At 41.9% G+C, this 6,058-nt stretch carries 7 protein-coding genes; 3 read left to right on the top strand and 4 right to left on the bottom strand.

The window, feature by feature from the left end:
- Positions 1–194: 194 nt before the first annotated feature.
- The gene (tyrS, locus tag FWE37_08755; protein MCL2521069.1) at positions 195–1,442 is read left to right on the top strand and encodes a tyrosine--tRNA ligase; all 1,248 of its coding nucleotides are present in this window, start codon (positions 195–197) and stop codon (positions 1,440–1,442) included.
- Between the two features lie 85 nt (positions 1,443–1,527).
- Here the strand turns inward: tyrS and FWE37_08760 are convergent, their stop codons facing one another.
- The 3 genes from FWE37_08760 to prfB all read right to left on the bottom strand — a co-directional run bounded on the left by FWE37_08760 (position 1,528) and on the right by prfB (position 3,668).
- Positions 1,528–1,995, bottom strand: a complete 468-nt coding sequence (locus FWE37_08760; protein MCL2521070.1) for a hypothetical protein — start codon at positions 1,993–1,995, stop codon at positions 1,528–1,530.
- Positions 1,996–2,051: 56 nt separating this feature from the next.
- Positions 2,052–2,561 (bottom strand): hypothetical protein, encoded by a 510-nt coding sequence (locus tag FWE37_08765; GenBank protein MCL2521071.1) that lies wholly within the window; start codon positions 2,559–2,561, stop codon positions 2,052–2,054.
- An 8-nt stretch (positions 2,562–2,569) separates the two neighbouring features.
- Positions 2,570–3,668 (bottom strand): peptide chain release factor 2 gene (gene prfB / locus FWE37_08770; protein ID MCL2521072.1). Its coding sequence is split into 2 segments (ribosomal slippage): positions 2,570–3,598 and positions 3,600–3,668, totalling 1,098 coding nucleotides; the frame shifts between segments, so codons are not numbered across the junction.
- 144 nt (positions 3,669–3,812) lie between these two features.
- Here prfB and FWE37_08775 point away from each other — a divergent pair.
- The gene (locus FWE37_08775) at positions 3,813–4,460 is read left to right on the top strand and encodes a hypothetical protein (protein MCL2521073.1); all 648 of its coding nucleotides are present in this window, start codon (positions 3,813–3,815) and stop codon (positions 4,458–4,460) included.
- Between the two features lie 31 nt (positions 4,461–4,491).
- Here FWE37_08775 and yihA read toward each other — a convergent pair whose 3' ends face one another.
- Positions 4,492–5,094: a ribosome biogenesis GTP-binding protein YihA/YsxC gene (gene yihA / locus FWE37_08780; GenBank protein ID MCL2521074.1), complete on the bottom strand. Its 603-nt coding sequence runs from the start codon at positions 5,092–5,094 to the stop codon at positions 4,492–4,494.
- Between the two features lie 147 nt (positions 5,095–5,241).
- Between yihA and ugpC the strand changes: the two genes are divergently transcribed.
- The coding region (gene ugpC / locus FWE37_08785; protein ID MCL2521075.1) for a sn-glycerol-3-phosphate ABC transporter ATP-binding protein UgpC at positions 5,242–6,058 on the top strand (817 nt) is incomplete at its 3' end.

A 6,058-nucleotide genomic window follows, 5' to 3' on the forward strand; every position in this document is an offset into this window, starting at 1 on the left:
TTAATTGATTGGGCATAGTGTTTCTCCTTAGTACACAACTTTCGGAGCTATAAAACTACACTTTAAAATTAATAATTAAAAAGTAAGAATTAATCATTGGAAGATACCGGTTTTTAATTTTTAATTATTAGTTCTTAATTATTAATTTTTAGTTCTTGCTTGAGTATTTTTTTTATTGTTGTTATAGTACTTTTATGATGAACATTATCGATAGCCTACAGGCACGCGGCTTTGTTTCGCAAATTACCCATCTTAATAAACTTAAAGAGCAAGCCGCCGCCGGCCTTACCGTTTACTTAGGGATAGACCCAACCTTTACCAGCCTGCACATTGGCCACGCTACCCCCGTTTTTATGCTTAGACATTTGCACAATGCCGGCCATAAAGTTATTTTATTAATGGGCGGCGGTACCGGCCGTATCGGCGACCCATCTGGTAAAACCGAGCTGCGCAAACTGATTAGCTACGAAGAGATAGATAACAATATCACCGCCATCAAACGGCAGCTGAGTAACCTGCTTAACTTTGATGACGAGCGGGTTATCATCGCCAATAATGCCGATTGGCTGGCTAATCTTAATTACATCGATTTTTTACGTGATATTGGCAAACATTTTAGTGTCAACAAAATGCTAAGTTACGAAGCTTACAAATTAAGGCTGCAAACGGGTTTAAGTTTTATCGAATTTAATTACCAACTATTACAAAGTTACGACTACCATATTTTAAACCAAAGGCACGGGGCCAACTTGCAAATTGGCGGCGATGACCAATGGGGGAACATTACGGCAGGGATAGATTTAATCAGGCGGCTTGCCGCCGCCGAAGCGGGACAAACCGAAGAAGATACCCCGCATAAAGTTTATGGTTTAACCTGCCCGCTTATCACCCGGGCCGATGGCCAAAAAATGGGGAAAAGCGAAGCCGGGGCGATTTTTTTAGATAAAAATATCACCAGCCCTTACGATATGTACCAATATTGGCGCAACGTTGATGACCGCGATGTAGCCAAATTTTTGAAGCTGTACACTTTTTTACCGTTAGAAGAAATAACCGACCTTACCGCTGCCGGCGGAGCGGCCTTAAACCAAGCTAAAGCCCGCCTTGCCCACGAATATGTTAGCCTGATACACGGTAAAGAAGAAGCCGATAAAGCCGCCGAACAAGCCAAAAGCTTTTTTAACGGCGATGTGGCCGCTATGCCTGCCATCAATCTCCCCTTAAACGAACTTGAGGGTTTAACTTTTGATAGTTTATATGTTAAGGCCGGCTTATGCAGCAGCAAAAGCGAAGCCAAACGGTTAATTGAGCAAGGCGGAGCGGTGGTTAATGAGCAAAAAATAACCGATGTAGCTGCTTTAGTAAAAAGCTGCCTAGCCGATGAGAATAGCCTGCTGCTTAAAGCCGGCAAGAAGAAATTTGCACGAGTGGTGTTTGGGTAAAATTGAGCCGGCTTATACTTTAGGTAAGGAGAAATTAATGGCAGATATAAACCTTGAAAATAATGCTCTATCTTTTAGATACCGCTCAATTAAGCCTCTTTGCTAAATTTTCGTAAAAATCTAATAAAGTTTGCGTGTTTTTATTCACAACACCGTCTCTATCAACACCGCCTACTCTCATACGTAACTTTTTATTTTTGTTATCATCATTATAGTTAAGCCGTAACCTATAACCCGATAAATAACGCGGCCCATGCTTGGGATAAGTATAAACAGGGTTTAGCTCTAACTTAGTTATATCTCTATAAAAAATAGTTATTTGGTCATTATTAATATTTAAAGACGAACCGGTTATAACAATATGCATTTTTTTAGTGAATAAGACATCTATTAAGACAATATTGCCGATTATTATCCCAATAACAACAATGCTAGAGGTTATGCGCTCTATTTCACCAAAATTATCCAGCCACTCCCTAACAATCTCGGTTTGCAAAGCTAGCGATAAAAATAAAAAAATAACTAAAATCGCTGTGGTTATAAAAACTGCCATCAAAATTGCCGATTTACTATAGCATTTAATGGTATATTCCTGCATATTGTCTCCTGTTATTTGGCGAACAAAGCCAGCTTCTTTGTTAAATTCGTATGAAAATCTAACAATATTTTTGTATTTTCAGCCATAACTCCCTTTTTGCTAACACCGCCTACCTTTAGGCGTAACTTTTTGCTTTCACCGTAATAAATTTTCAATGTATAACCCGACACATATTTGGATTCATCTCCATAAACGGGCTTTAGCGTTAGCTTTGTTATATCACTATAAAGAATAGCTATCTTACCATTGTTAATGTTAAGTACCGAACCACCCATAATAAGGCGTATTTTTTTGCCGGTTAATTTATTTATCAACGTTGTTATAATTGTTATGGCTCCACCTAAAACCCCTAACACAACTATTTCTGCTATAAAAGTACTTCGGCTACTAAGCCACTCTCTAGCCAAATCTCCATTTAAAACCTCTATAAAACCCCAAAAAACAACTATAGTAGCAGCTACCGATAAAATTATCTTTAAAATTGTGGCTTTATTATCATGGTATTTAATAATATATTCCATAATTCCTGTTAATGATTCCCAGCCCTTAAAAGCGCCTCGATAAACATATCCAGCTCGCCGTCCATTACAGCTTGCACGTTACCGGTTTCGGCTTTGGTACGGCTATCTTTTACCATTGTGTAGGGGTTAAAAACATAACTGCGCACTTGGTTGCCCCAGCCTATCTCCTTTTTTTCGGCGCTATTGGCAGCACGTTCGTTATCCCTTTCGGCTTTGTAATAGTCATATAGGCGGCCTTTAAGCATAGCCAGCGCTACACTTTTGTTTTGGTGCTGGCTGCGCTCGTTTTGACACTGCACTACAATACCCGTTGGCAAATGGGTGATACGCACGGCGCTATCGGTTTTGTTTACCTTTTGGCCACCGGCCCCGCCGGCCCGGTAAGTATCAATGCGCAGCTCGTCGGCTTTAATATCAAGGTTAATGGTGTCATCTAAAACCGGGCTTACATAAACGGCGGCAAAGGTGGTGTGGCGGCGGGCATTGGTATCAAACGGTGAGATACGCACCATACGGTGCACCCCCGTTTCGCCCTTTAAAAGACCGTAAGCAAAACTGCCGGTTATTTGCAAGCTAACACTTTTAAAGCCGCCTTCATCGATGGCCTGTTCATCAAGAATGGTTACCGCAAAGCCCTTCTTTTCGGTGTAACGTAAATACATACGATAAAGCATACCTACCCAATCGTTGCTCTCTAGGCCGCCGGCCCCGGCATGAATGGTTAAAAAACAATCCAGCATATCGCTTTCTTCGCGCATAAGGCCGGCCGTTTCTTGGCGGGTAAAATTATCTAATAATTGGTGATATAACGCTGCAATTTCGGGGGCTAGGCTTTCATCGGCTTCGCCGCAAGCCAGCTGGTAAAGCTCGGTTAAATCGCTTAAATTTTGAACTAAAGCCAGCCATGGTTCGTATTTAGATTTAAGTTTTTTAATTTTACTAAGCTTAGCTTCGGCCTCTTCGCGTTTGTGCCAAAAGGCGGGGTTAGCGGTTTCGGCTTCTAATTCGGCCACTTCTTTTACGAGCGCAGAGTGGTCAAAGTAACCTCCGGGCTGCCGTTATTTTAGCCTCTAACTCTTTAATAGGTTGCTTTAAATTAGCCAGCATAATGGCCCTTATTATAGTTAGTTTTAGCGGTTATGGCAAGGGTTAATGTTAGGGAAACTATCCTTTTATAGATACCCAATAAAGGGATAATTCCGCCTAAAACATTTACTTGACAAACCGCACCGCATTATTTATACTTAACCAATGAAAAAAGTTGTCCTTCCCCTTGTAATACTTAGCTTTGTTAGTTGTATTGAGCTAACCACCGAAATAACTTTAAATAACAATCTACCTATGGCTTTTAGCTTTGAAATGACTATGCCCGACTTTGTCGAAGAAACTCCCTTTACTCACCACGAAGATGTTGCCGACTGGGGAACGGCCGTTAGCGCCATAACTGTGGAAAATGGCCGTACCGGCTTTCGTTATCATTTTTCGGTAAACCCGGCTGCCGTTAGCAACGAGCAAGATTACCGCCAGATGTACAGCGCTCTTTTGCAGTTACCAAAAACAGAAATTGGTCATATGGGGTTGTTCCCTTATATTTCTAACCGCATTATTATTTTTAACCTAAACGAAGTTATGACCACCGCTCAAGAAGAACTTGGCGATTTTAGCGCTACTCTTCGCGATAGGGCCGCTATGGCTATGCTTCAGCTGCTGGAGTGGCGCTTTATTTTTACCAGCGCCGATGCCACCGCCGTTGAGCGCGCTTACTACATAAACGGCTTAAATGAAGAGGTGCCGCTTAACCTTAGCCGCCTTAATGAGCAACAGGTACGCTTTAGCCTTACCTTAGCGCAGCTTTTTAGCGATGACATAAGCGAGTTACGCGTGGTGCTTGCAGACTAACTACCAGCGGGAATGCCTATTAATTAAGCGTCTATTCCCGCAGTTCGCCCTCTATTAAATCTGCTAAAGCCGTTTTACCTATATTTTTAGTAGACGAATAACTAATCGCCTGCACATTGGGCCACGCAGCTTCGGCCTCACTTATCACCTTTTTAAGGCCGGCCTTACCGCTTTGGTTAAGTTTATCTATTTTATTAAAAATAAGTATTTGCCTAAGATTACGTTTGGCCGCTAGGTTAATGGTTAGCTGGTCGTTTTCGGTTAACGGGTGGCGGCAATCCATAATTAATATTAATAATTTTAAATTTGGCCGCTCCATTAAATAACGCGTTAGCTCGGCCTGCCATTGCTGCTGTAAACTATGGCTAGCTTTAGCATAACCATAACCGGGCAAATCTACCAAACGAGCAATTAAATTTTTATCATCACAAAGGTTAAAGAGGTTCATTTCACGGGTTTTACCGGGCACCCCGCTAGCTTTAGCTAAGCCGTGCTGCCGGCATAAATTGTTAATTAAACTAGATTTACCGGCATTACTGCGGCCGGCGAAAGCCACTTCGGGCAATTCATCGGCAGGTAATTGATGGTAAAAAGGACAGCTTTGGCTAAAGCGAACTTGGTCAAAATTAAGCATAAACTACTTTAACCTGTTTTACGGCTTTTGGCTAGGCTATGTTCCGTTTATCCGGCTTAAATTTTACCGTTTTGCTCTCTTTTTTATTTGACAGCCGCTCAAAGCCGTGCTATAATTAAGCTATATAAAATAAATGGAGGGCTTTTTATGGCTCAGGTTAAGTTGTTAGACATCACCAAAATTTATGATGGTGGCGTTAAAGCGGTTGATAGTATCAATATAGCTATTAAAGATGAAGAATTTGTGGTATTGGTAGGGCCATCGGGCTGCGGTAAAAGTACCACTTTACGTATGGTGGCAGGGCTAGAAGAAATTAGCGGCGGCGACCTTTACATTGACGGCACCCGCCGTAACGACCAACTACCCAAAGACCGCGATATTGCGATGGTTTTCCAAAACTATGCCCTGTATCCGCACATGAGTGTTTACGATAATATGGCTTTTGGCCTTAAAATGCGTAAATTTGATAAAGAAGAAATTAAAAAACGTGTAGCCGATGCGGCTAAAATCCTTGACATCGAAATGTTGTTAGAGCGCAAACCAAAGGCTTTATCGGGCGGGCAACGCCAACGTGTGGCTGTAGGCCGTGCTATTGTGCGTAACCCTAAAGTTTTCTTATTTGATGAACCTTTAAGTAACTTAGATGCCAAATTGCGCGTGCAAATGCGCGCCGAAATTTCGGCTTTGCACCACCGCTTAAAGAGCACCGTTATTTATGTAACCCACGACCAGATTGAAGCGATGACGATGGGCAGCCAAATTGTGGTTATGAAATTGGGCCACATTCAGCAAATTGGCGCTCCGCTAGACCTTTACAACCACCCTATTAACCGCTTTGTGGCTACTTTTATTGGTACACCGCCCATGAACGTAGTTACTTTGGATATTAAAGAAGAAGGCGGCGCTTTAAAAGCAAATAATGGTGGTATTAACTTTACTATTCCTGCTGAGTACGCTACCGAAA

The organism is Spirochaetaceae bacterium, from assembly GCA_009784515.1.
Classification (GTDB): Bacteria; Spirochaetota; Spirochaetia; order WRBN01; family WRBN01; genus WRBN01.

Coding starts and splice junctions, on each gene's coding strand:
- tyrS (MCL2521069.1), top strand. CDS start 195: ATGATGAACATTATCGATAGCCTACAGGCACGCGGCTTTGTTTCGCAA.
- FWE37_08760 (MCL2521070.1), bottom strand. CDS start 1,995: ATGGCAGTTTTTATAACCACAGCGATTTTAGTTATTTTTTTATTTTTA.
- FWE37_08765 (MCL2521071.1), bottom strand. CDS start 2,561: ATGGAATATATTATTAAATACCATGATAATAAAGCCACAATTTTAAAG.
- FWE37_08775 (MCL2521073.1), top strand. CDS start 3,813: ATGAAAAAAGTTGTCCTTCCCCTTGTAATACTTAGCTTTGTTAGTTGT.
- yihA (MCL2521074.1), bottom strand. CDS start 5,094: ATGCTTAATTTTGACCAAGTTCGCTTTAGCCAAAGCTGTCCTTTTTAC.